This window comes from Vibrio sp. D173a, from assembly GCF_030248475.1.
In genome coordinates this window covers 1-877 of record NZ_JAHGAH010001559.1, presented here as the reverse complement: position 1 = coordinate 877, position 877 = coordinate 1, and the positions used below count along the sequence as shown (strand labels likewise).

General features: G+C 39.9%; 1 protein-coding gene. It reads left to right on the top strand.

What is annotated here, in order from left to right; translation table 11 throughout:
• Positions 1 to 550: 550 nt before the first annotated feature.
• On the top strand, positions 551 to 877 hold a 327-nt coding region (locus KIV40_RS34735), incomplete at its 3' end, for a FadR/GntR family transcriptional regulator (protein ID WP_285353999.1).

Genomic DNA, 877 nt, shown 5'->3' with positions numbered 1-877 from the left:
AGCTCAACCAAATTCACCAGTTCAATATGCTGCTGACCACCTGTCGTACTCGATGTGAGTGTTTAGACGTACCACTGCAAATTAGTGAGATGCGATAGTGTCATCTCATTGATGGTCCATAAAATGAACCGACGTTGTTGTATAAACTATTGGCCGACTCTCAATAAAGGCATTGAGAAACCGTAGCCACGATTAAAGGTGACTATTAGATGAAATTGACGATATGAGAAATCTGCCGTTAATTAATAATACAATAGCATGTAATTGAATCAAGTAGTACAGCGCCAAAATCCACTATCTGCGGCTATAATTGGAGAGAAAGATACATATATGTGACATTAGTCGTACAAAACAAACACCCAAATACAAGTGAGAATTATTATTAAGCCATTAGTTGATGGGCAATTTTGAGCGTATTATTTGTGTAATCTAATTTATACAATTAGTTTTGTTTAAATCTGGGACGGAGCGCAGTAACGATATTTGGTAGTTGAATATATAAGTGATATAGTGGGGATTAAATAATACATTAATAACAACAAGTGAACATATGGTCGGAACATTCAATTCAATCGCAGGTTCAAAACGTAGCCTACACGTGCAGGTTGCTCGTGAAGTTGCTCGTAGTATCCTTTCTGGTGAGCTAGCTCAAGGTTCTATTATCCCTGGTGAGATGGCGCTTTGTGAGCAATTTGGTATCAGTCGTACAGCACTGCGCGAAGCGGTGAAATTGCTGACGTCAAAAGGTCTTTTAGAGTCTCGTCCAAAAGTTGGTACTCGTGTTGTTAATCGCGCGTATTGGAACTTCCTAGATCCTCAGCTTATCGGTTGGATGGACGGCCTAGCAGATACGGACGAATTCTGCTTCCAGTTCCTA